Here is a 23,500-nt window from a genome sequence, read left to right as displayed (position 1 = left end):
TCTGCACGACGAAGAGCGAGGAGCGAAGCGACGATGCGATGAGGAGGAAGAACGGGGCAAAAGGCGCAGCCACGAGACGCGCAAATAAACTCAGTGGTCCTGCTCGCCGATGCGGTGCACGTGAATCATGTTCGTCGAGCCGACGGTGCCGGGGGGCGCGCCGGCGACAATGACGACCACGTCGCCGTCGCGAAGCCTGCCGATGCGGAGGAGTTGCAAGTCGACCTGGTCGATCATGTTGTCGGTGGTGTCGACGCGGTCGACGATGAACGTCTCGGTGCCCCAGCTCAGGGCGAGTTGGCTGCGCACGGCCTGGGTGGGCGTGAACGCCAACAGCGGGAGCCGTGAGTGCAGGCGCGCGAGTCGTCGAACCGTGTCACCGGACTGGGTGAACGCGACGAGGGCTTTGACTTCGAGGCGTTCGCCGATGTCGCGCGCGGCGTAGGAGATGATGCCGCGCTTGGTGCGTGGGACGTGCGACAGCGGCGGGACGTCGCGGGAGCTTCCCTCGACGGCCTTGCAGATCCGGTTCATGGTGCGCACCGCCTCGATGGGCCATTTGCCGACCGATGTCTCGCCGGACAGCATCACGGCGTCGGCGCCGTCGAGCACGGCGTTCGCGACGTCGGATGCCTCGGCCCGTGTGGGGCGCGAGTTCTCGATCATGGAGTCGAGCATCTGCGTTGCCACGATCACCGGCTTGGCGTTCTCGCGGGCCATCTGGATGGCACGCTTCTGCACGAGCGGCACTTCCTCAAGCGGGAGTTCGACGCCGAGGTCGCCGCGGGCGACCATGATCGCGTCGAAGGCGAGGACAATGGCCTCGAGGTTGTCGATGGCCTCGGGCTTCTCGAGCTTGGCGATGACGGGTACGCGGCGGCCGACACGATCCATGACCTCGTGGACGAGCTCGATGTCGGCGGGGCTGCGCACGAAAGACAGTGCCACGAGGTCGACCCCGAGGCCGAGCGCGAATTCGAGGTCGGCGATGTCTTTCTCGCTCATCGCGGGCACCGAGACGTTCATGCCGGGCAGTGAGAGGCCCTTATTGTTCGAGACCGGGCCGCCTTCGGTGACGGTGCAGACCACGTCGTTGCCTTCGACGTCGGTGACCACAAGGCCGACCTTGCCGTCGTCGACGAGCAGCCGGTCGCCGGGGACGGCGTCGTCGGCGAGTCGCTTGTAGGTGGTCGACACTCGGTCGTGCGTTCCGACGATGTCGTCGGTGGTGATGCGCACGGTGTCGCCGGTGTTCCACATGACTTCGCCGTTGAGCGCGCCGTCGTCTTCGAATTTGCCCAGTCGAATCTTGGGACCCTGGAGATCGGCGAGGATGCCTACCGCCTTCTCGGCGTTGTCGCCGGCCTTTCGCACTCTTTCGTAGACCACCTTGTGGTCATCATGCGTGCCGTGGCTGAAATTGAGTCGCGCGACGTCCATTCCGGCGTCGACGAGTTCCTTCAGCCTCTCTTCGCTATTGGTAGCTGGACCCAGGGTGCAGACGATCTTGGTTCGGCGTTCCACTGTGCTCACCTTAGTCCGCTCGTTTCGGCATAGCCATCGTTACACCTGAGTTGTCATCGGACGTCTACGCGACGTTGCTTCGCGCAGTGGTGCGCGGTGGTCAGCGAACCGACAGCGGGAGTTGGGCTGGTTTTACCGGTGACGGCAAATCCGAGGCACCCATGAGGAATTCGTCGACGGCGCGTGCTGTCGAACGTCCCTCGGCGATCGCCCACACCACCAACGACGCTCCGCGATGGGCGTCGCCACACACGAACACGCCGGGCGCGTCGGTCTGCCAGTCGCTTCCGCACGAGATGTTGCCGCGGCGGTTGGGCTCGATCTCCAGATCGGTGAGAAGCGCCGTGTCGCGTACGCCTTCGAATCCGATCGCGAAAAGTGCCAATTCGCAAGGGATCTCGAACTCGTCGCTGACCGGGGTGATCACCCGTCGGCCGTCGGGCTCGCGTACGACCTTCACTTCGGCGAGCACCATCGTCGTCACGTTGCCGTCGGCGTCGCCGACGAATCGTTGCACCGCTACCTGGTATTTGCGTTCGCCGCCCTCCGCGTGCGCACTCGACGTCCGCATGACAAGCGGCCAGGTCGGCCATGGTGAACGGTTGTCGTCACGGTCGCTGGGTAGTTCGGCGTTGTAGTCGAGTTGGACCACCGACGCCGCGCCCTGGCGATGCGCGGTTCCGAGGCAGTCGGCTCCGGTGTCGCCGCCGCCGATGATGACGACGTGTTTCCCGGCCGCGCTGATCGGCGACGGCCCGTCGCCCTCGCACTCTTTGTTGGCTGGAACGAGGTGTTCCATCGCGAGGTGCACTCCGTTGAGCTCACGTCCCGGGACCGGGTTGTCGCGCGCCTTCATCGCACCGATCGCGAGCACGACGGCGTCGTGCCTGCTGCGCAGTTCGTCAACTGTGAGATCAATGCCGACATCGCAGTTGACGACGAATTGTGTTCCCTCAGCGCGCATCTGAGCAACACGCCGCTCAATGTCGGACTTCTGCAGCTTGTACTCGGGGATCCCGTAGCGCAGGAGACCACCGACGCGGTCGTCTTTCTCGTAGACCGTGACGTCGTGGCCTGCGCGGGTCAGCTGTTGCGCAGCCGCCAATCCGCCGGGACCGGAGCCCACAACGGCAACCGACTTGCCCGACTTCGCATCCGGCGCCTCGGGACCGATGATGCCCTCTGCCCACGACTCGTAGGCGATCGTCTTCTCGATACGTTTGATTGTCACGCTGCCGCCGGTCGTCGACTCGGAGATCGACAGCACACACGCCGCCTCGCACGGTGCGGGACAGACCATTCCGGTGAACTCGGGGAAGTTGTTGGTCGCGTGCAGACGTGCGCTTGCCGCATCCCACCGACCACGACGCACGAGGTCGTTCCACTCGGGAATCAGATTTCCCAACGGGCATCCGGCAGTTCCGGAGTGGCAGAACGGGATTCCGCAATCCATACACCGACGGGCCTGCTCGGAGACCTCGTTGAGCGACGCGACAGGGTCGAATCCGTGCGCGTATACGTCTTCCCAGTCCTGCACGCGCTCGGCGACCGGACGATACTTTGCTTCCTTCTTCCCGATTTCCAGGAATCCGCGTGGGTCAGCCACGTGCCGCCTCCATGATCGCTGAATCAACGTCTCGCCCTTCGGCTTCGGCCATCCTGGCCGCGTCGAGGACGCGCTTGTAATCGGTGGGCATCACCTTGGTGAAGGCCAGGCATCGCCGTGGCCAGTCGGCGAGCATCGACGCGCCGATCGCCGATCCGGTCAGCTCGGTGTGCTTGGTGATGTGTTCGTGTAGCCAGCGCAGGTCGTCGGGGTCGGGTCGGAGGAGCTCGACCATCGCGCCGTTGACCTTGGTCTCGTCGAGGTCGTAGACGTACGCGATACCGCCGGACATTCCCGCGGCCATGTTGCGGCCGGTGGGTCCGAGGATCACGACGCGACCGCCGGTCATGTACTCGCAGGCGTGGTCGCCGACGCCCTCGACCACCGCGGTGGCACCCGAGTTGCGCACGGAGAACCGCTCGCCGACCTTGCCGCGGAGGTAGACCTCGCCCGACGTCGCTCCGTAGAGGATGGTGTTACCTGCGATGACCTGGTCTTCTGCGATGAACCAGGCATCCTCGTGCGGAGCAACCACGATCTTGCCGCCACACAGACCCTTGCCGACGTAGTCGTTGGTGTCACCGGTGAGCTTGATGGTGATGCCTGGCGGCAGGAACGCGCCGAGCGACTGCCCTGCCGACCCGGTGAGTTCGACGGTGATGGTGTCCTCGGCGAGTCCTTCGGCGCCATAGCGTCGGGTCACTTCCGAACCGAGCAGCGTCCCGACGGTGCGGTTGACGTTGCGGACCGGAAGTTCAAGCGTCACCGGATGCGCATCTTCGAGCGCGCCTTCGGCGAGTTGGATGAGCGTCTGGTCGAGCGCCTTGTCGAGGCCGTGATCCTGACCGCGCACGCGGCGGGTCGGTCCCTTGTCCTCGATGCGACGGAAGATCGGACTGAGATCGAGTCCCTTGCTCTTCCAGTGGGCGACGGCGGTGTCGGTGTGCAACCGCTGCGACTGTCCGATCGCGTCGTCGAGCGTCCGGTATCCCAACTGCGCCAAGTACTTTCGCACATCCTCCGCGATAAATCGGAAGAAGTTGACGATGTGCTCGGCCTGGCCGGTGAACCGCGAACGCAACACCGGGTTCTGCGTCGCCACACCGACCGGGCAGGTGTCGAGGTGACAGACACGCATCATGATGCACCCGGACACGATGAGCGGTGCGGTCGAGAAGCCGTACTCCTCGGCACCGAGCAGCGCGGCCATGATGACATCGCGGCCCGTGCGGAGGGCACCGTCGCACTGCACGGTGATGCGATCGCGCAACCCGTTCAGCATCAACGTCTGTTGGGCGTCGGCGAGGCCGATCTCCCAGGGTGTGCCCGCGTGCTTGAGCGAGGTGAGCGGCGACGCTCCCGTTCCGCCGTCGTATCCGGAGATGAGCACGACGTCGGCGTGGGCCTTGGAGACGCCTGTCGCGACGGTGCCAACACCGACAGCGCTCACCAGCTTCACGTGGATCCGCGCCTGCGAGTTGGCGTTCTTCAGATCGTGGATCAGTTGCGCGAGATCTTCGATGGAGTAGATGTCGTGGTGCGGCGGCGGCGAGATGAGCGCGACGCCCGGCGTCGAATGTCGTGTCTTCGCGATCCACGGGTACACCTTGTACGCGGGGAGCTGACCGCCCTCACCGGGCTTGGCACCCTGCGCCATCTTGATCTGGATATCGGTGGCGTTGGTGAGGTAGTCGCTCGTCACACCGAACCGGCCCGACGCGACCTGTTTGACGGCGCTGCGTCGTTCCGGATCGTAGAGACGGTCGGTGTCCTCGCCGCCCTCGCCGGAGTTGGACCGACCACCGATGCGGTTCATGGCGATCGCGATGGTCTCGTGTGCCTCGGCGGAGATCGAGCCGTAGCTCATCGCGCCCGTGTTGAAGCGGGTCATGATCGACTCGATCGGCTCCACCTCGTCGAGCGGCACGGGGTCGCGACCCGAGAAGTCCAGTTCGAAGAGTCCACGCAGCGTGCCACCCTTGCGCGACTGATCGTCGACCTTGTCCGAGTACGCCTGAAACACGTCGTCGCGTCCGGTCTTGGTGGCGTGCTGGAGCAGAAACACCGTCTCCGGGGTGAACATGTGCAACTCGCCCTCGCGGCGATATTGGTACTCACCGCCGACCTCGAGTCGTCGATAGACCTGCTCGGTCGGGTTGTGCGGGAACGCCCGGTGATGCCGGATGCGGACTTCCTCGGCGAGTTCGTCAAGCCCGACGCCCTCGATCCGCGAGACCGTTCTGGTGAAGTACTCCTTGACGACCGCAGACGAGAGACCGACGGCCTCGAACGCCTGCGACGCCGTGTACGAGCTGATGGTCGATATACCCATCTTGCTCATCACCTTCAGGACGCCCTTGCCGAGCGCCTCGATGTAGTTGCGCTTGGCCTTCGACGGCCTGACACCGGTCAGCTCGCCCTCGGCGATCAGGTCCTCGATCGATTCGAGTGCCAGATACGGGTTGACCGCCGCAGCGCCGAACCCGATGAGCAGTGCGATGTGGTGCACTTCGCGGGCGTCGCCCGACTCGACGATGAGCGCGATCTTCGTGCGCTCTTTGGTGCGGACGAGATGGTGGTGCACCGCAGACGCGGCCAGGAGTGAGGGAATCGGCGCGTGCTCGCGGTCAGAGTGCCTGTCCGACACGACGAGCGTGCTGTGCCCCTCCGCGATCGCCTGGCTGGCGCGGCGTCGAAGATCTTCGAGCGCATCGGCGAGGCCTTCGCCGCCACGGGCCACCTCGTAGAGGCCGTGGAGAACTTTCGCGGAGAGTCCCGGGTTGTCGCCGTCGTCGTTGATGTGGACGAGCTTGGCGAGATCGTCGTTGTCGATGACCGGCCAGTGCAGCATGATCTGCCTGCACGACGCCGCGGTCGGTGCGAGCAGATTCTGCTCGGGTCCCATCACGCGTGCCATCGAGGTGACGATTTCCTCGCGGATCGCATCGAGCGGCGGGTTGGTGACCTGCGCGAACAGTTCGACGAAGTAGTCGTAGAGCAACCGCGACCGCTGCGACATCACGGCGACCGGCGTGTCGGTGCCCATCGAGCCGAGAGGTTCGTAACCCGACGCCGCCATCGGGGTCAGCAGGACCCGCAGGTCCTCTTCGGTGTAACCGAAGGACACCTGACGTCGGACGACCGTGTCGTGGTTGGGCTTGTAGACCGGGCGCGGCGGGAGTGTGGCGATGTCGAGAAGCCCTGCGTGCAGCCATTCGTCGTAGGGCTCCGAACGCATGAGTTCGCCCTTGATCTCTTCGTCGGGGATGATCCGTCCCTGCGCGGTGTCGACGAGGAACATCCGACCCGGTTCGAGGCGTCCCTTGGATACCACGTCATCGACCGGAACGTCGAGGACACCCGACTCCGAGGCGAGGATGACCCGTCCGTCACGCGTCTGCCACCAGCGTCCGGGGCGCAGCCCGTTGCGGTCGAGGACTGCGCCGACGACGGTTCCGTCCGTGAACGTGACACATGCGGGACCGTCCCACGCCTCCATCAGAGAGGCGTTGAACTGCAGGAAGGCGCGACGCTTGGGGTCCATCGACGGAACGTTCTCCCACGCCTCCGGCACCATCAGCATCACCGCGTGCGGCACACTGCGGCCACCGAGGTGGAGGAGTTCGAGGACCTCGTCGAGTGACGCCGAATCGGAGGCCTCTGGTGTGCAGATCGGGAACGCACGCTTGAGGTCGCCGGGAATGAGGTCGGTCTCGAGAAGAGCCTCGCGGGCCCGCATGCGGTTGCGGTTGCCGCGCACGGTGTTGATCTCACCGTTGTGCGCGACGAACCGGAACGGGTGCGCGAGCGGCCACGACGGGAAGGTGTTGGTGGAGAAGCGCGAGTGGACGATGGCGATGGCACTGAGACAACGGTCGTCGCGCAGGTCGGGGTAGTAGAGCGGCAACTGCATCGTCGTGAGCATGCCCTTGTAGACCATGGTGCGACTCGACAGCGACGCGACGTACAGCCCTGTGCCTGCGGCCTCGAACTCGGGCGTGATGCGCTCGGCCTGCTTGCGGAACGGATAGATGTAGCGGTCGAGGTCGACGCCGCCGAGTCGTGGTTGTCCGGGTTCCGGTTCGACCGTGACGAACAACTGCGCCATGAAGGGCATACAGCCGACTGCGGTCTCGCCGATGTCGGCGCCGTCGACGTCGACGGGGAGGTCACGCCACCCGAGGATGGTGATGCCCTCTGCCTCGGCGAGCGCTGAGACGCGGTCCATCGCATCGCGCCGGGCCGCCTGGTCCATCGGCAGGAAGCAGGTGCCGGCAGCGTAAGTGTTCGCGCCAGTCTCCGACTGCGCCGGGAGCGCGAAATCGACTGTCCCACGGAACAATTCGTCGGGCAGCTGGATGAGGATGCCTGCGCCGTCGCCGCTATTCGGCTCAGCGCCTGCCGCACCGCGGTGTTCGAGGTTCTCGAGCGCGAGCAGACCATCGGCGACAATCGAATGCGACCGTCGACCGTGGATGTCGGCAACCATCGCGACACCACACGAGTCCACTTCTGTCTCTGGGTCGTACAGGCCCTGTTTGGCCGGGAGCGCAGAAAACAACATCACGAGCCTCCACTCGATTCGCGTGAATCAAATGCTGAAGTCCTCAGGGACAGCGCTGGCCCGTGGAGCAGGTGTCAGGACACGACGCCGTTGGGGACGCGTGTTCCCGGGTGAGATCTCACTCTATCCGACCACCGCCCGCCGCGTGGTCTGCAACGCCGCGCGGGGGTTGGGGTTCGGGAGGTCGGGGCGTCGGGTGGGGGGGCGGCGGGTCGTCGGGTGAGGGGTCGTCGGGTGGCGCGGGTCGTCTGGCGGGGGGCGCGGTGTCGGGCTGGCGCCGAATCTAGGGGAAAGAATCCTTCCCCCACTCCCCGACCTCTCCCCCAGACACTTCGCGGGGACACGCACAAAAGCCGAGGAAAGAAAACTTCCGCCACTTCCTGCAGCCCACTGAGACCCGAGTGCGTCGAGCTACTGCGCGTCGCCAGGCTTCCACGGCTTGGCGTCGGCCGACTCTCCGGTGCCCGGGATGATCTTGGCGTCGATCTCTTCGTTCTCGTCGACGACGGCGTCGGGTCCGCCCGCGTTCGTCATCTGACCGTCGGCCAGAACCTCTTCGGCCTCGTCCACGCCTTCTGCAGTCGCGGCACCGTCGTCATCGGCGGAGGCCTCGGCGTCTTCGGCAATGCCCTCGGCGACCTCTTCGGCGTCGATGTCGGCCGTGTCGCCAGGGGTCGTATCTGACTCTGAATCGGACTCATCGAGAAGCTCCGACTCGGTGATCACGCCGTCTGGTCGAGCCGGATCGTTCTCGGGGTTCCACGGTTTCGCGTCAGCGGATTCGCCGGTCCCCGGGATGATCTTGGACACGATCTCCTCGTTCTCGTCGAGGACGGGATCGGGGCCACCTGCGTTGATCTCCTGCCCGTCGGCAAGTTCGGCCTCATCTTCGTCGACGCCCGACGGGCTGGTGTCGCCCTCGTCGTCGGCGTTGTCCTCGATGTCCTCGGACAGACCCTCCGCGATCTCGTCGGCTGTCACGGCTTCGTCTTCAGCGCTGCTCATCGGAATCCCTTCGTCGGTCGGATCATCCGCCGCATCGGACCCTGCAGGTTCGGCGGCACCGGACTCTGCGTCCCCGGCCTGTGTCACACCGGACTTTGTGGCATCAGTCTCGGTGGCATCAGACTCGGTGGCGGCGGACTCGGTGGGGGCGGAGTCACCTCCATCTTCCACGGCTTCGTCGCGCGCGGGGGTGTGCTCATCAGGATCAGCGTCCGAGTCGGGCTCAGTGTCCGAGTCGCCTTCCGTCTCCGGGTCGCCTTCTGCGTCCGGGTCGGGTGCGGCGTCCGAGTCAGTCGCGGCGCGCGAGTCGGTCTCGGTGTCGCCGGCGTCGGACTCGACGTCATCGCCGACATCAGTGGCTTCGGCCTCCCCATCAGCGTCGACCGGTTCTGAGTCGACGCCATCCTGCTCGACGTCGGCGTCGGCGCCGGCCTTCTCGGCATCGGCATCAGCCTCATCGACGTCAGCATCGTCGACTTCTTCGACGTCAGCCTCCCCGACCCCCACGCTGGCCTCGTCTGCGTCCGGCTCTGTCACCGAGCCGTCCGACGGCTCGTCGTCTGCAGTCGCGGCAGCGACACCGCCGACGGCAACCGCGCCCGCCGCGACGCCAGCGGCCGCGATCGCCTTCGACGACGAGTCATCCGACTCCTCGCGATCCGCTACGCCGTTGTCGACCCTGTCCTTCTCGGTCTGGTTCTTCTCGGTTTCGTCGTTCTCGGACTCTTCGTCGTCGGACTCATCGTCGTCGTCGTCGAAGAAGTGCTCGCCGTCGTCCTCGTCGTCGATGTCGTCGTCGATGTCGTCGTCGAAGTAGGCGCCCGTGTGGCCGAGTTCTTCGAGTTCGGCGGCCCGTTCAGGCCAGTAGACCTCGAGCCCTTGCTCCCGTCCCCGTGGCGCGACGATGAAGTAGATCGCACCGCAGACGATGCCGAGTGCAGCGGTGAATACGTTGATGCGAACACCGGCGATGTGGGTGAAGGCGGGGTCCGAGCGCATGAGCTCGACCCCAAATCGTCCGATGCAGTAGCCGACGACGTACAGCGCGAACAGTCGGCCGTGGCCGATGCGGAAGTAGCGGTCGACAAGCACGAGAATCACGACGACCAACAGGTTCCACAGGAGCTCATACAGGAACGTCGGATGCACAACCGCGACGACGTGCCCGTTCGACACTCCCGTGATCAAGCCCGGGTCGGCCTGTCCCGACGAGTCGACGCGCTCGTAGATCTCCAGACCCCAGGGAACGTCGGTCGGTCGGCCGTAGAGCTCCTGGTTGAAGTAGTTGCCGAGGCGCCCGATGGCCTGGGCCAGCAGAATCGCGGGCGCGATGGCGTCGGCGAACGGCGGCAACTTGATGCCCATGCGCCTGGTGCCGATCCACGCACCGAGGCCGCCGAACAACACGGCACCCCAGATACCGAGACCACCGTCCCAGATCTTGAAGGCGTCGATCGGAGTCTTTCCGCCGTCGCCGAAGTAGATCTGCCAGTCGGTGAGCACGTGGTAGACGCGACCACCGATCAAACCGAACGGGACCGCCCAGATCGCGACGTCGAGAACTTCGCCCGAACGCCCACCGCGGGCAATCCACCGGCGGTTTCCCCACCAGACGGCGACGATGATGCCGACGATGATGCACAACGCGTAGGCCCGGAGCGGAAACGAACCGATGTACCACACGCCCTGCGGCGGGCTGGGGATATAGGCGAGCATCGTCGTCGTCGGCGCTGTCACGCTGCCACCCTAACGGACGCTGCCACCCCGACGAACGAAGCCACCGCGGCGGTCAGAGGTCTGCTCGCGGTTCCCGCACACCTGCGGCCAGTTCCGTGACCAGGTCGGCCAGATGGTCTTGACCTGCCTTGGCCGCCGTGACCAGTGCCGAACCGACGATCACGCCATCGGCGTAGCTCGCGATCTGCGACGCCTGCTCCCGATTTCGGACACCGAGCCCGACGCCGAGCGGGATGTCGGAGTACTCGTGGACTCGTTCACACAGTTCGGGCGCGGCGTCGGAGACCGCGTCACGCGCCCCCGTGACACCCATCGTCGAGGCCACGTAGACGAACCCGCGCGACGCGTCGACGGTCAGCGCAATGCGCTCGGTCGTCGACGACGGTGCGACGAGGTAGATGCGGTCGAGGTCGAACTCGTCGGACGCCGCGTGCCAGGCGGCACCCTCTTCTGGGATCAGGTTGGGCGTGATCATGCCCGCGCCGCCCGCAGCCGCCAGGTCACGCGCGAACTTGTCGACGCCGTACTGCAGCACCGGGTTCCAGTAGCTCATGACGACCGCGTTCCCGCCCGCAGCGGTGATCGCCTCGACAGCACGGAACACGTCGCGGACCCGCACGCCGTTCGTCAGTGCGAGGTCGGCAGCCTCCTGGATCGTCGGTCCGTCCATGACCGGATCCGAATACGGCACACCGACTTCGATGATGTCGCAGCCCGCGCGGACCATCGTCTCGAACGACTCGATCGACTTCTCGACGGTCGGGTAGCCAACGGGGAGATATCCGATCAGCGCGGCACGCCCCTCGGCGCGGCACTTCTCGAAGACCGGACCCAATTTCGACGCTCCCGCGTGCACGGGCGCTTTGGCATGTGTCATTGCGCGTCCCCCGCTGTGCTCGTTGCCGTGGTGCCAGCAGCCGCGGTACCGGTCGTCACGCCGACCTCGTTCTCCGACGGCGGCGGGTCGAAGAGGTGGAACCAGCGCGCAGCGGTGTCGACGTCCTTGTCGCCGCGACCGGAAAGGCTGACCAGAACAATCGCGCCCTCCCCCAATTCCTCACCGAGCTTCAATGCTCCGGCGAGTGCGTGTGCCGACTCGATGGCGGGGATGATGCCCTCTCGACGACTGAGCAGAGCGAGCGCGTCCATCGCCTCGGTGTCGGTGATGGGGCGGTACTCGGCTCGGCCGGTGTCTTTGAGCTGTGCGTGCTCGGGCCCGACGCCCGGGTAGTCCAGGCCCGCCGAGATCGAGTGCGACTCGATGGTCTGGCCGTCTTCGTCTTGAAGCAGGTACGAGTAAGCGCCCTGGAATGCGCCGGGCGTGCCGCCGGTGAACGTCGCGGCATGTCGACCGGTCTCGACGCCGTCACCCGCGGCCTCGAAGCCGACGAGGCGCACCTCGGAGTCGTCGAGGAAGGGGTGGAAGATGCCGATGGCGTTGGACCCGCCACCAACGCAGGCGGTGACGGCGTCGGGAAGGCGACCCGCCTGGTCCAGGATCTGCGCGCGGGCTTCGAGTCCGACGATGCGCTGCAGGTCGCGCACCATCATCGGGAACGGATGCGGACCGGCCGCGGTGCCGAAGCAGTAGTAGGTGTTGTGCGCGTTGGTCACCCAGTCGCGCAGCGCCTCGTTGATCGCGTCCTTCAGGGTCGCCGAACCGTTGTCGACGGCGACGACCTCGGCGCCGAGCAGTCGCATCCGCGCGACGTTGAGTGCCTGTCGGTCGGTGTCGACGCGGCCCATGTAGACGATGCACTCCATACCGAACAGTGCGCAGCCGGTGGCGGTGGCGACACCGTGCTGACCGGCACCAGTCTCGGCGATGATGCGGGTCTTACCCATGCGCTTGGCGAGCAACAACTGCCCGAGCACGTTGTTGATCTTGTGCGACCCGGTGTGGTTGAGGTCTTCGCGTTTCAGGAAAATCCGTGCGCCACCGGCGAATTCGCTCAGGCGCGTGGCTTCGTAGAGCGGCGAGGGACGTCCGACGTAGTCGCGCTGCAGCCGATCGAGCTCGCCGAGGAACTCGTCGTCTGTGCGCATCTTCTCGTAGGCAGCGGTCACGTCGTCGATGACCGCCATCAGCGCCTCGGGAACGTGACGTCCGCCGTACACGCCGAAGTGTCCGCCCGCGTCGGGTTCCGACGACGTACGCGTGCTGACTCCGACACTCGCAGTGGGGAACTCGGCCTGGAGTTGATCGTCGGATCGGGATTCGGTGGTCACGGAACTCTCACAGACATCTCGTCGTCCGTGACACGCAAGTCGACGCTAGATCGAAAGCGAGTGTCAGCGAACGGGTTTCGGACAGGAAGGATGGGTACCGGCGGTCACGAGTTCGGAGACCGCTGTGCGCGGGTCTCCGCTGGTGACCAGGCCCTCGCCGACGAGCACCGCGTCGGCACCCGCACCGGCGAATGCCAGCAGATCTGCAGTGCCACGCACGCCCGACTCGGCGACCCGAATGGTCTCGGTGGGCAGCCCCGGAGCGATCCGCGCGAACGTATCGCGGTCGACCTCAAGGGTTTTCAGGTTGCGATTGTTGACACCGATGACCGACGCACCGGCTTCGAGTGCACGGCTGGCCTCGTCCTCGGTGTGTACCTCGACGAGCGCGGTCATGCCGAGACTCTCGGTGCGGTCGAGCAGCGAGGCGAGCACATTCTGCTCGAGTGCCGCGACGATCAGCAGGATGACGTCCGCACCGTGGGCGCGGGCCTCGTGGATCTGATACGGCCCGACGATGAAATCCTTGCGCAGCACGGGGATGTCGACACGGGCGCGGACAGCGTCGAGATCGGCGAGCGACCCACGGAACCGACGCTCCTCGGTGAGGACACTGATGATGCGTGCACCGCCCGCTTCGTACGCAGCGGCGAGGTCTGCTGGATCAGGGATGTCGGCGAGCTCGCCCTTGGAGGGACTCGCTCGCTTCACCTCGGCAATGACGCCGATTCCGGTCTTGCGCAACGCAGCCATCGCATCGCGAGGAGCCGGCGCGGCAACGGACGCCTTTTTGACGGCCGCATAGTCGACGATCGCCTCACGTGCGGCGACATCGGCTTTCACTCCCTCGAGAATCGAATCGAGGACGGTGGGCGTGCTCACGACAGCTGGCTCCCTTTCTGTTCGTGCTCTCAGGGTAGACGGCCGCCTTCGAAGCGCCGGGAGCGGGTTGTGGTTTTCGTCATCGTTGATCTGTCGGGTCGATCCCGGTGTCGAGAGCGTCCCAGAGCATGCGCTCGTTGGGGGCATCGGGCGCGTCGGTTTGATCGCCCGTCGAGCCGCCTGACTCCGCCGAATCGTCTGCCGCAGCGCCCTTCTGCACTGGGGACGACCCCTCCGACGAGGCAGCGTTCGCGGACCGGGCATCCTTGCCTGCCTGGGCATTCTTGTCGGACTGGGCTGATTCGGCTGCCCGGCGACGCTTGTGTTCTGCGAAGATCTCGCGCTCGATGTCTTCGCGTCGCGCGGCGGGGGTCTTGTACTTCGACGACATGCCCGCACCGGACGCGACACGCATGAGCAGAACCCCGGCTGCGACGGCACACAGCGACCCGATGAGGACAACCACGGCGACCCAGTTGTGAGTGGTCACCAACTGCACGACGTATCGATCGTTGAGACCTGCGGCAGTGGCGGCATACGTGTCGTTCGTTCCGCCCATGACGAGCGAGATCGCCGGGAAGGCGGCGAGCACACCCGCCGCCGCAACCAAGAGCGCCAGGATGCGCAAACCCCACCCACGCAGCGACATCGCCGCGAGGATCGCCGCAAGCAACACCAGCGCGAGTGGCGTGAGCCACGGGCTCCAGTCGCTGCCCTTGACGTCGAAGGTCCGCGCCGGAGACAAGCCGTCGGCCGCGAGCACCGTTGCCCACGTCAGGCGCGATGCGATCCAAAATGCGAGCCCCGCCGCGGCCAGAAGAATCGATCCGAGGAGCTTTGTTCGACGCTGCGCCCGCGCCGCCTGCTTCTCGCGGTCGGCGGCACTTACCGCACGGCCGTCGACGTCAGCGGCGTCGTTCGCAGGGCCGTCGACACCAGCGGTGCCGGGATTTCGTTCGGGTTCAGCTGCGGTCATCGGTCACTCTCCACGCCGGCACTCTCCCGGTCGACACTCGCCGCGCCGTCACCTTCCACGCCGTCACCTTCCACGCCGACGCGACGCATCGTCGTGGCCGCCGCGATCGCGTTGAGAACAGCGGTGGCCTTGTTGCGGGCCTCGTTGTACTCGTAGTCGGCTTCACTGTCGGCCACCACGCCGCCGCCCGACTGCACGTACGCGATGCCCGTGCGCATCAGTGCGGTGCGGATCGCGATGGCGGTGTCGGCGTTGCCCGCGAAATCGAGGTAGCCGACGATTCCGCCATACAGGCCACGTCGTGTCTTCTCGTTGGCCTCGATCAGTTCCATTGCCCGCACCTTGGGTGCACCGGTCAGCGTTCCCGCGGGGAAGCACGCGGTGACAGCGTCGAGCGCATGCTTGTCGTCGCGCAGCGTCCCCGACACCGTCGACACGAGGTGCATCACGTGGCTGTACCGCTCGATGTGGCGGTAGTCGCTGACCTTGACGGTGCCCGGGGCGCACACGCGGCCGAGGTCGTTGCGGCCGAGGTCGACGAGCATCAGGTGCTCGGCGTTCTCCTTCTCGTCCTCGCTGAGTTCCTTGCTGAGGAGTTGATCTTCCTCCTCGGTGGCCCCGCGCCAGCGTGTGCCGGCGATCGGGTGCGTCGTGGCAACCCGGTCGGTCACCGCCACCAGCGCCTCTGGGCTCGATCCGACGATCGTGAAGGGCTTTCGGGGTGCACCGCTGTCGTCGGTGCCCACGCCCGGCATACGCAGCAGGTACATGTACGGACTCGGGTTGGAGGCCCGCAGGATGCGGTAGACGTCGAGCGGGTCGGCGTCCGTGTCGATCTCGAAGCGCATCGACGGCACCACCTGGAACGCCTCGCCCGCCTCGATCTCGCGGACCAGGCCGGTGACGATCTCGCCGTACTCCTCGCGGGTGCGCTGCACGCGGAAATCGGGTGCAGGCCTGTCGAAGCGCGACACGGTCGACGGTGCGGGTGCGGCCAACGCCTGCGTCATCGCATCGAGTCGGGCAACGGCGTCGGCGTACGCCTCCTCGGCACGTTCGGCACTGCCGTCCCAATTCACCGCATTCGCGATGAGGGTGATGCTCCCCTCGTGATGGTCGACGGCGGCAAGATCGGTCGCCAACAGCATCATCAGATCGGGAAGGCCGAGGTCGTCGACGGTTGTCTCCGGTAGACGCTCGAGTCTGCGCACCATGTCGTACGCCATGAAGCCGACGAATCCGCCGGTCAGCGGCGGCATGTCGGGGACAGGATCCGTGGCGAGCAAGCGCAGCGACTCGGCGAGCACGGTGAGTGGATCGCCGTCGACGGGAGCGCCTGCGGGAACAGTCCCCCACCACGCGGCCTTGCCGTCGACAACGGTCAGTGCCGACGGCGCGCCGACGCCGACGAACGACCACCGCGACCACGATCGGCCGTTCTCCGCGGATTCGAGCAGGAAGGTGCCCTCCCGCTCACCCGCCAGTTTTCGGTACGCCGACAGCGGCGTCTCCGAATCGGCGAGCACCTTACGCGTCACGGGCACGACGCGATGGTCGGACGCGAGATCGAGGAACTGCTCGAGCGTCGTCGTATCAGCGTTCGTATTCGACGCCGAGCTGCTCCGCGACTCGTCGGTCGCGGCCGCGAGTGTGTGTTCGCCGCTCATCCGAGGGGCTCGCCGCCGACGCCCCACTGTGAGCGGGGCACCTCGGTGATGGTGACCCATACCGAATCCGGGTTCTTGCCGGTGGCCTTCGCGTACGCCTCGGTTACCGCCGCGATGGTCTCGCGCTTGACCCGGTCGGATAGACCTTGGGTCTGCGAGATCTGGATCAGTGGCATGACTGCGTCACCGCCTTCCGTCGGCTGGTCCGCGTCGGGTTCGAGGCCGCAGCGTCGTGCGACCTTCGAGCTCGTGGAGTGCGGAGCTGTGGGGAGAGCTTCTCCCCGACGATTGTCCCAGGCATCAACTCGACGCCGCGCCCGCCCCGTCGATTTTCTGGTCCTCGCTGCGCTCGTCGACGTGCTGGTCGTCGGTCTGGTCATCGTCGACGTCGAAGGCCAGCGACGGGGTGTCGAAACAGCTGTGGTTACCGGTGTGGCAGGCGGCCCCGACCTGGTCGACGATCAGCAGGATCGTGTCGCCGTCGCAATCGAGACGAGCGTCGTGCACGTACTGTGTGTGTCCGCTGGTATCGCCCTTGACCCAGTACTCCTGGCGTGAGCGTGAGTAGTAGGTGGCACGACGAGTCGCGAGTGTCCGCTCGAGCGCCGTGTCGTCCATCCACGCGACCATCAACACCTGCCCGGTGGAGCGTTCCTGGGCAACGGCGGCGAAGAGTCCGTCTGCGTTGCGTTTGAGCTGTGCGGTCAGTTCCGGCGCGAGTGCCATGCGATCAGACCTGCCCTTCCGTGTCGCGTTCGGTACGTACGACGATGCCTTCTGCTGCCATCGCACCCTTGACCTCCGGGATCGTGAGCTCACCGAAGTGGAACACCGATGCGGCGAGCACGGCGTCGGCGCCCGCCAGCACCGCTGGCGCGAAGTCGACAGCCTTGCCTGCTCCACCACTGGCGATTACGGGGACGTCGACCACCGCGCGGACCGCGGCCAGCATCCGCAGATCGAAGCCCTGCTTGGTGCCGTCGGCGTCCATCGAGTTCAACAGGATCTCGCCGACGCCGAGCTCCTGACCGCGCTGCGCCCACTCGACGGCGTCGATTCCGGTGCCTTTGCGTCCGCCGTGTGTGGTGACCTCCCACCCCGACGGCGTCGGCTCTGCGTCGTCGGGAACCGTTCGGGCGTCGACCGAGAGCACGATGCACTGCGATCCGTACCGTCGACTCATCTCGGCGAGCACCTCGGGGCGCGAGATCGCCGCGGTGTTGACGCTCACCTTGTCGGCGCCTGCACGCAGCATCGCGTCGACGTCGTCGACCGTGCGGATGCCACCTCCGACGGTCAGCGGGATGAAGATCGCGTCGGCGGTGCGGTGCACCACGTCGATCATCGTGGCGCGTCCCGAACTCGACGCGGTGACGTCGAGGAAGGTCAACTCGTCGGCGCCCTCGGCGTCGTATCGCGCGGCGAGTTCGACGGGGTCGCCCGCGTCGCGGAGATTCTGGAAGTTGACGCCCTTGACGACCCGACCGTCGTCCACATCGAGGCACGGGATCACGCGGGTTGCGAGGGTCATCGAGAAGTCCTGTCGTCTGCGCCGGGGCGCTCGGGGCTGCCGTGCTGCGCTGTGCGGGGGTCGGTAGTGGTGCTGGTGATGTCGCTGCCGGACCACACGCCGACGTCGTCGATCACGGCCATCAGCTCGCGGTGCACGTCGGGCATCGCGGTCACCAGCGACGGTGACGACGCCGTCCACGGGTTGCCCGCGAGGTCTGTGGCGAGCCCGCCTGCGGCACGCACCAGGGCCGCGCCGGCGGCGTTGTCCCAGGCATGTGCACCGAAAGCTATTGCGGCACCGAAGATTCCGGAGGCTACGTACGCCATGTCGACGCCGGTGCTGCCCGTCATGCGCAGTCGGGCCGCTCGCACGCTCAGCGCTTCGAGTAGTTGCGCTCGACGAGCCCCGGGGTAGCGACCGCCGTGACTGACGTTGAACGGTCCGAACGCGACGGCCGTCTGGGCGAGCGTCGTCGGAAGATGCGCGGCCATCGGGACGCCGTTGCGGTACAGCGGACCTCCGACGTGACCGGCGTAGCGCAGTCCGGTCAGCGGCAGCCATGTGAGACCGAGTACCGCCTCACCGTCGACGAGCAGTCCGAGCAGGATGCCTGTGAGCGGCATGCCCGTCGAATAGTTGTACGTTCCGTCGACCGGGTCGAGGACCCACACGGCACCGTCGGTCACCGGTGGTCCACCGAATTCTTCGCCGTGCACGTTGATTCCGGTCCGGTCGGTGAGTTCTCGTCGGATGCGTTGTTCGAGGTCGAGGTCGACCTGGGTCGCAAAGTCGGTCAGACCCTTCACAACGGCACTGGGCGCGCCGAGCCCGGCGACGAACTCGCCGGACACACCGTCGAGAATGCTGCCCGCCACCTCGAGGAGTGCGGGCAGATCCAGGCCGGAACCGGTGGTCACAGGTTACCGACCGCCGCCAGAGCGTCAGGCAGGGTGAATCGCCCCGCGTACAGAGCCTTGCCGACGATCGCGCCCTCGACACCCTGGTCGGCCAGGCCTGCGATGGCGATGAGGTCGCCGAGCGCCGACACACCACCCGACGCGACGACGGGCGCGTCGGTTGCCTTGGTGACTTCGGAGAGCAGATCGAGGTTCGGCCCGCCGAGCGTGCCGTCCTTGCTGACATCGGTGACGACGTAGCGCGCGCAGCCGTCGCCGTCGAGTCGCGCGAGTACCTCCCACAGATCACCGCCGTCGGTGACCCATCCCCGACCACGCAGTCGATACGAATCACCGTCTGCGACGACGTCGAGTCCCACGGCGATACGGTCGCCGTAGGTGGCGATCGCGCGCCTGCACCACTCGGGGTTCTCGAGCGCAGCGGTACCGAGGTTCACGCGGGTACAGCCCGTCGCCAGTGCGGCTTCGAGGGACTCGTCGTCGCGGATGCCACCGGACAACTCGACCTTCACGTCGAGTTCGCCCACCACACCGGCGAGTAGTTCGCGGTTGTTGCCCCGACCGAACGCGGCGTCGAGGTCGACGAGGTGAATCCACTCGGCACCGTCGCGTTGCCATGCCAGCGCGGCATCGCGGGGCGAGCCGTAAGCGGTTTCGGTGCCCGCCGCACCGCGGACGAGCCGAACGGCCTGTCCATCGGCAACGTCGACGGCTGGTAGGAGTTCGAGGGTCTTCCCCATGACGTGAAGTCTTTCCTGTCTGTTGTTCTCGTACGGGTCTGTTCGTCTCGTACGGGCTGGTGATCTCGGAGTGTTCGGTGGGTGATCGCGGTCGCGCGCCGGTCAGGGGCCGGGGTTTTCCTCGTCGAGGGCGCGAACCCTGCGCTCGTAGTTGCCGATGATCCGTCGCGACATCCAGCCGATCGTCCCGATCATCGCGAGCACCACGAGCAGGGCTGCGAACAAACCTGCCACCGGTGACCAGTGTGCCAGCGCAAGGATGATCGGAATGCCGATCACCAGCACGAGCACTCCGGAACCCAAGACGAATGTCACGAACCGCCCGTAGGAGAAGTGTGGGCGCTCGGGCGCACCGTCGGACGCGCTCATGCGATGCTCCCGACCCAGTTACGCAGCAATTCTGCTCCCGCGTCGCCCGACTTCTCGGGGTGGAACTGTGTGGCGCTCAACGCGCCGTTCTCGACCGCCGCGAGAAAACGGCTGCCGTGTTCGGCCCACGTCAGGGCCGGTGCGGCCAGTGGCGATCCGACGTTGTCCATTTCCCATGTCTGCGCCGCGTACGAGTGCACGAAGTAGAAGCGGGTGCCCGGGTCGATTCCGTTGAACAGCGTCGAGTCCGTCGGAGCCTCGACGGTGTTCCAGCCCATGTGCGGCAGCACGGGAGCGTCGAGCCGCGAGACCGTTCCCGGCCACTCTCCGCAGCCGTCGGCTTCCACACCGAATTCGACGCCGCGCTCGAACAGGATCTGCATGCCGACACAGATGCCGAGCACCGGGCGTCCACCCGCGAGGCGTCGTCCGATGATCCGGTCGCCGTGGACCGCGCGCAACCCGTCCATGCAGGCCGCGAACGCACCGACACCTGGCACGACCAATCCGTCGGCTTCCAGCGCTGCGGTGAAGTCGCTGGTCACGGTGACGTCGGCGCCCGTGCGCTCCAGTGCGCGCTGGGCCGAGCGCAGATTGCCCGAGCCGTAGTCGAGGACGACGATGTTCGTCGTACTCATAGAGCGCCCTTGGTGGATGGCACTCCACTGACTCTCGGGTCGGCCTCGGTCGCCGCACGAAGCGCGCGTGCGACCGCCTTGAACTCGGCCTCGGTGATGTGATGCTGGTCGCGGCCGTAGAGCACACGCACATGCAGCGCGATACGTGCGTTCAGCGCGATGGACTCGAAGACGTGCCGGTTGATCACCGTCGAGTAGGCCACGCCGGGGTATCCGCCGATGACCGCGGTCAACATGTGCTCGGGTTCGCCCGTGTGGACGCAGTACGGTCGGCCCGACACGTCGACGACGGCGTGCGCGAGCGTCTCGTCCATCGGGATGTACGAGTCGCCGAAGCGGCGAATGCCCTTCTTGTCGCCAAGTGCCTGACCAAGTGCCTGACCGAGCACGATCGCGGTGTCTTCGATGGTGTGGTGCCCCTCGACCTCGACGTCGCCCTTCGCCTCAACGGTGAGGTCAAAGCTGCCGTGAGCGCCGAAAGCGGTCAACATGTGGTCGAAGAACGGGATGCCCGTCGAGATCGCCGTCACGCCGGTGCCGTCGAGGTTGAGTTCGACGACGATCGACGACTCCTTGGTCGTCCGCTCGACGCGTGCGATACGCGGTGCCGGGGTGGTCACTGTGACTTCTCCAGATCTGTGGTGGCGAGCTTTCTGCTGACGTCGAGGAACGCATCGTTCTCGTCAGCCAATCCGATCGTGACACGCAAATGCGCGGGAATTCCGACGTCGCGGATCAACACGCCGTTGTCGAGGTATCGCTGCCACGATGCCGGAGCGTCGGCGAAGCGGCCGAACAGCACGAAGTTGGCGTCGGAGTCGACGACGTCGAATCCGGCCTTCTCGAGGTCGGCGACGACGCGTTTGCGCTCGGCGATGATCTTCGCGACTCCGCCAAGCGTCTCGTCGGCATGGCGCAACGCCGCTCGCGCAGCGGCCTGCGTGAGCACCGACAGGTGATACGGCAGCCGTACCAGCTGCAGGGCGTCGACGATTGCCGGCGACGACGCGAGGTACCCGAGCCGACCGCCCGCGAAGGCGAACGCCTTGCTCATCGTGCGGCTGACGACGACCTTCGTCGGGAACTCGTCGATCAACTCGACAGCGCTGCGCTGCTCGGAGAACTCCGCGTACGCCTCGTCGACGATCACGATCCCGGGCGCGACGTCGACGATGGCCCGGAGCCCGTCGTTCGAGATCGACGCTCCCGTCGGGTTGTTGGGAGAGGTCACGAAGACAATGTCGGGGCGTCGTGCGGAGATCTCGCCGACCGCGTAGTCGATGTCGAGAGAGAAGTCGGAGCTGCGCTTGGCCTCGAGCCAGGTGGTGTCGGTGCCGTCCGAGATGATCGGATGCATCGAGTAGCTGGGCACGAAGCCCAACGCCGCACGACCAGGGCCACCGAAAGCCTGCAGGAGCTGCTGCAGGATTTCGTTGGAACCGTTTGCCGCCCAGACATTTTCGACGCCGAGGTGGGTTCCGGTGGCTGCGCTCAGGTAGGCGGCGAGGTCGCTACGCAGCGCGACGGCGTCACGGTCTGGGTAACGGTGCAGTTCTGCCGCTGCGGCGCCGGCCGATTCGGCGACGTCGGCGATCAGTTCCGGCGATGGCGGGTGCGGGTTCTCGTTGGTGTTGAGAACGACAGGCACCTTCAATTGCGGTGCGCCATAAGCGCTTTTACCGCGCAGATTGTCGCGGAGCGGGAGATCGTCGACGGTGATCTGGGCTCCGGGTACTTGAGCGCCGGGAATCTGGGCTCCGGTGGCGGCGGGCGTCACTTGGCGGCCCCGGCAACAGCCCCCGAGAACCTGCGTGTGATCGCATCGCCATGTGCCGGAAGGTCTTCGGCCTGCGCCAAGGTGACCACCTGGTCGGAGACGTCGCGCAGCGCCGCCTCGTCGTAGTCGATGACATGCACGCCACGCAGGAAGGTCTGCACCGACAGTCCCGACGCGAACCGGGCCGAACCCGATGTCGGCAGAACGTGATTCGATCCTGCGCAGTAGTCCCCGAGACTGACCGGCGCGAAGTCGCCGACGAAGATCGCGCCGGCGTTATGCACGCGATCGGCGACCTGCGCGGCGTCGCGCGTCTGGATCTCGAGGTGCTCGGCCGCGTAGGCGTCGACCACGGCAAGACCGGCCTCGACATCGTCGACGAGCACGACGCCCGACTGCTTGCCGCTCAGCGCCGTGGTGACTCGCTCACGGTGTTTGGTCTCGGCGACCTGGCGGTCGAGTTCTGCGTCGACGGCGTCGGCTAGGGCAACGCTGTCGGTCACGAGCACCGACGCCGCGAGAACGTCGTGCTCGGCCTGGCTGATGAGGTCGGCGGCGACGAAGGACGGATTAGCCGAATCGTCGGCGAGGATGGCGATCTCAGTGGGTCCGGCCTCGGCATCGATGCCGACGAGTCCGCGACACAGTCGCTTGGCTGCCGTGACGTAGATGTTGCCGGGACCGGTGATGAGGTCGACCGGATCGAGGACCGCACCGTCGGTATCCGTACCGCCGTAAGTAAGGAGCGCGACGCCCTGCGCACCACCGACGGCCCAGACCTCGTCGACGCCGAGAAGTGCGCATGCCGCGAGGATGGTCGGGTGCGGCCAACCACCGAAGTCCTTCTGCGGAGGTGACGCAACCACGAGCGATCCGACGCCCGCCTCCTGCGCGGGGACGACATTCATGATGACCGACGACGGATAGACGGCATTACCACCGGGAACGTACAGGCCGACACGCCTGACGGGAATCCACTTTTCGCTGACGGCTCCCCCGTCGACGACCTGTGTACGCGACGTCGTACGACGCTGATCGGCGTGAACGAGCCGGGCGCGGGTGATCGACTCACGCAGTGCATCGGCGACAGTCGGATCGAGTTTCGCCAGCGCATCGGCGATTACATCGGCAGGAACCCGAACACTCGACGGACGCACGCCATCGAACTTCTCGCCATACTCGAGTGCTGCCTCGACGCCGCGGTCGGCGATCGCATGCACCACCGGCGTCACCGTATCCAGCACGGCATTGACGTCGGTGCCCCCACGGGGCAACGCGCGACGCAGCTCAGCGAGCGTCGGCGAGCTACCGCGCAGGTCGGTTCGGGCGAGCATGGGTGTCTCCTGATCGGTCGGG

At 66.3% G+C, this 23,500-nt stretch carries 19 protein-coding genes; all 19 read right to left on the bottom strand.

Annotated elements, in window-relative coordinates:
* Nucleotides 1–90: 90 nt before the first annotated feature.
* Entirely contained in the window at nt 91–1,524 is a 1,434-nt protein-coding gene (gene pyk, locus B3T59_RS20545; RefSeq protein ID WP_039856938.1) for a pyruvate kinase, read from the bottom strand.
* Nucleotides 1,525–1,624: 100 nt separating this feature from the next.
* Nucleotides 1,625–3,130: a glutamate synthase subunit beta gene (locus B3T59_RS20540; protein ID WP_287005006.1), complete on the bottom strand. Its 1,506-nt coding sequence runs from the start codon at nt 3,128–3,130 to the stop codon at nt 1,625–1,627.
* Nucleotides 3,123–7,694: a glutamate synthase large subunit gene (gene gltB, locus B3T59_RS20535; RefSeq protein WP_287005005.1), complete on the bottom strand. Its 4,572-nt coding sequence runs from the start codon at nt 7,692–7,694 to the stop codon at nt 3,123–3,125. Before gltB ends, B3T59_RS20540 begins: the two co-directional genes overlap by 8 nt.
* 411 nt (nt 7,695–8,105) lie before the next feature.
* Nucleotides 8,106–10,415, bottom strand: coding sequence for a prolipoprotein diacylglyceryl transferase (lgt, locus tag B3T59_RS20530; protein ID WP_287005008.1), 2,310 nt, complete (start codon nt 10,413–10,415; stop codon nt 8,106–8,108).
* Nucleotides 10,416–10,488: 73 nt separating this feature from the next.
* Nucleotides 10,489–11,313 (bottom strand): tryptophan synthase subunit alpha, encoded by an 825-nt coding sequence (gene trpA, locus B3T59_RS20525; RefSeq protein ID WP_287005004.1) that lies wholly within the window; start codon nt 11,311–11,313, stop codon nt 10,489–10,491.
* Entirely contained in the window at nt 11,310–12,665 is a 1,356-nt protein-coding gene (trpB, locus tag B3T59_RS20520) for a tryptophan synthase subunit beta (RefSeq protein ID WP_287005003.1), read from the bottom strand. Before trpB ends, trpA begins: the two co-directional genes overlap by 4 nt.
* 63 nt (nt 12,666–12,728) lie before the next feature.
* Complete coding sequence (gene trpC, locus B3T59_RS20515; RefSeq protein WP_251722539.1) at nt 12,729–13,547, bottom strand: indole-3-glycerol phosphate synthase TrpC; 819 nt, start codon at nt 13,545–13,547, stop codon at nt 12,729–12,731.
* Nucleotides 13,548–13,626: 79 nt separating this feature from the next.
* The gene (locus B3T59_RS20510; protein ID WP_287005002.1) at nt 13,627–14,523 is read right to left on the bottom strand and encodes a TIGR02234 family membrane protein; all 897 of its coding nucleotides are present in this window, start codon (nt 14,521–14,523) and stop codon (nt 13,627–13,629) included.
* On the bottom strand, nt 14,520–16,190 hold the full coding sequence (locus B3T59_RS20505; protein WP_287005001.1) for an anthranilate synthase component I: 1,671 nt from the start codon (nt 16,188–16,190) through the stop codon (nt 14,520–14,522). Before B3T59_RS20505 ends, B3T59_RS20510 begins: the two co-directional genes overlap by 4 nt.
* Complete coding sequence (locus B3T59_RS20500; protein ID WP_287005000.1) at nt 16,187–16,366, bottom strand: tautomerase family protein; 180 nt, start codon at nt 16,364–16,366, stop codon at nt 16,187–16,189. Before B3T59_RS20500 ends, B3T59_RS20505 begins: the two co-directional genes overlap by 4 nt.
* A 124-nt stretch (nt 16,367–16,490) precedes the next feature.
* Entirely contained in the window at nt 16,491–16,916 is a 426-nt protein-coding gene (hisI, locus tag B3T59_RS20495) for a phosphoribosyl-AMP cyclohydrolase (protein WP_005208459.1), read from the bottom strand.
* A gap of 4 nt (nt 16,917–16,920) precedes the next feature.
* The gene (gene hisF, locus B3T59_RS20490) at nt 16,921–17,721 is read right to left on the bottom strand and encodes an imidazole glycerol phosphate synthase subunit HisF (protein WP_005208458.1); all 801 of its coding nucleotides are present in this window, start codon (nt 17,719–17,721) and stop codon (nt 16,921–16,923) included.
* Nucleotides 17,718–18,620 carry an inositol monophosphatase family protein gene (locus B3T59_RS20485; RefSeq protein WP_005208457.1) on the bottom strand — a complete coding sequence of 301 codons (903 nt, stop codon included), beginning with the start codon at nt 18,618–18,620 and terminating at the stop codon, nt 17,718–17,720. The genes hisF and B3T59_RS20485 overlap by 4 nt, the downstream gene beginning before the upstream one ends.
* Complete coding sequence (gene priA, locus B3T59_RS20480) at nt 18,617–19,360, bottom strand: bifunctional 1-(5-phosphoribosyl)-5-((5-phosphoribosylamino)methylideneamino)imidazole-4-carboxamide isomerase/phosphoribosylanthranilate isomerase PriA (RefSeq protein WP_064863646.1); 744 nt, start codon at nt 19,358–19,360, stop codon at nt 18,617–18,619. The genes B3T59_RS20485 and priA overlap by 4 nt, the downstream gene beginning before the upstream one ends.
* A 102-nt stretch (nt 19,361–19,462) precedes the next feature.
* Nucleotides 19,463–19,729 (bottom strand): hypothetical protein, encoded by a 267-nt coding sequence (locus B3T59_RS20475; protein WP_064863647.1) that lies wholly within the window; start codon nt 19,727–19,729, stop codon nt 19,463–19,465.
* Entirely contained in the window at nt 19,726–20,367 is a 642-nt protein-coding gene (hisH, locus tag B3T59_RS20470; RefSeq protein ID WP_287004999.1) for an imidazole glycerol phosphate synthase subunit HisH, read from the bottom strand. Before hisH ends, B3T59_RS20475 begins: the two co-directional genes overlap by 4 nt.
* Nucleotides 20,364–20,987: an imidazoleglycerol-phosphate dehydratase HisB gene (hisB, locus tag B3T59_RS20465; RefSeq protein WP_064863649.1), complete on the bottom strand. Its 624-nt coding sequence runs from the start codon at nt 20,985–20,987 to the stop codon at nt 20,364–20,366. Before hisB ends, hisH begins: the two co-directional genes overlap by 4 nt.
* Nucleotides 20,984–22,144, bottom strand: a complete 1,161-nt coding sequence (locus B3T59_RS20460) for a histidinol-phosphate transaminase (protein ID WP_287004998.1) — start codon at nt 22,142–22,144, stop codon at nt 20,984–20,986. Before B3T59_RS20460 ends, hisB begins: the two co-directional genes overlap by 4 nt.
* Nucleotides 22,141–23,478 carry a histidinol dehydrogenase gene (gene hisD / locus B3T59_RS20455; RefSeq protein ID WP_005208451.1) on the bottom strand — a complete coding sequence of 446 codons (1,338 nt, stop codon included), beginning with the start codon at nt 23,476–23,478 and terminating at the stop codon, nt 22,141–22,143. Before hisD ends, B3T59_RS20460 begins: the two co-directional genes overlap by 4 nt.
* Nucleotides 23,479–23,500: the final 22 nt, after the last annotated feature.

The sequence above is a fragment of the Gordonia sp. UBA7860 genome, from assembly GCF_002500165.1.
Classification (GTDB): domain Bacteria; phylum Actinomycetota; class Actinomycetes; order Mycobacteriales; family Mycobacteriaceae; genus Gordonia; species Gordonia sputi.
This window is presented reverse-complemented; position numbering and strand designations above follow the sequence as displayed.

What these genes read in the sequence shown, in the direction of transcription:
- hisI (WP_005208459.1), bottom strand. Translation starts at nt 16,916, where the DNA reads ATGGCACTCGCGCCGGAACTGACCGCACAGCTCAAACGCAACGCAGAC.
- hisF (WP_005208458.1), bottom strand. Translation starts at nt 17,721, where the DNA reads ATGACCCTCGCAACCCGCGTGATCCCGTGCCTCGATGTGGACGACGGT.
- hisD (WP_005208451.1), bottom strand. Translation starts at nt 23,478, where the DNA reads ATGCTCGCCCGAACCGACCTGCGCGGTAGCTCGCCGACGCTCGCTGAG.
- hisH (WP_287004999.1), bottom strand. Translation starts at nt 20,367, where the DNA reads ATGAGTACGACGAACATCGTCGTCCTCGACTACGGCTCGGGCAATCTG.
- B3T59_RS20500 (WP_287005000.1), bottom strand. Translation starts at nt 16,366, where the DNA reads ATGCCACTGATCCAGATCTCGCAGACCCAAGGTCTATCCGACCGGGTC.
- priA (WP_064863646.1), bottom strand. Translation starts at nt 19,360, where the DNA reads ATGGGGAAGACCCTCGAACTCCTACCAGCCGTCGACGTTGCCGATGGA.
- B3T59_RS20475 (WP_064863647.1), bottom strand. Translation starts at nt 19,729, where the DNA reads ATGAGCGCGTCCGACGGTGCGCCCGAGCGCCCACACTTCTCCTACGGG.
- B3T59_RS20505 (WP_287005001.1), bottom strand. Translation starts at nt 16,190, where the DNA reads ATGAGCGGCGAACACACACTCGCGGCCGCGACCGACGAGTCGCGGAGC.
- lgt (WP_287005008.1), bottom strand. Translation starts at nt 10,415, where the DNA reads ATGCTCGCCTATATCCCCAGCCCGCCGCAGGGCGTGTGGTACATCGGT.
- gltB (WP_287005005.1), bottom strand. Translation starts at nt 7,694, where the DNA reads ATGTTGTTTTCTGCGCTCCCGGCCAAACAGGGCCTGTACGACCCAGAG.
- trpA (WP_287005004.1), bottom strand. Translation starts at nt 11,313, where the DNA reads ATGACACATGCCAAAGCGCCCGTGCACGCGGGAGCGTCGAAATTGGGT.
- B3T59_RS20510 (WP_287005002.1), bottom strand. Translation starts at nt 14,523, where the DNA reads ATGACCGCAGCTGAACCCGAACGAAATCCCGGCACCGCTGGTGTCGAC.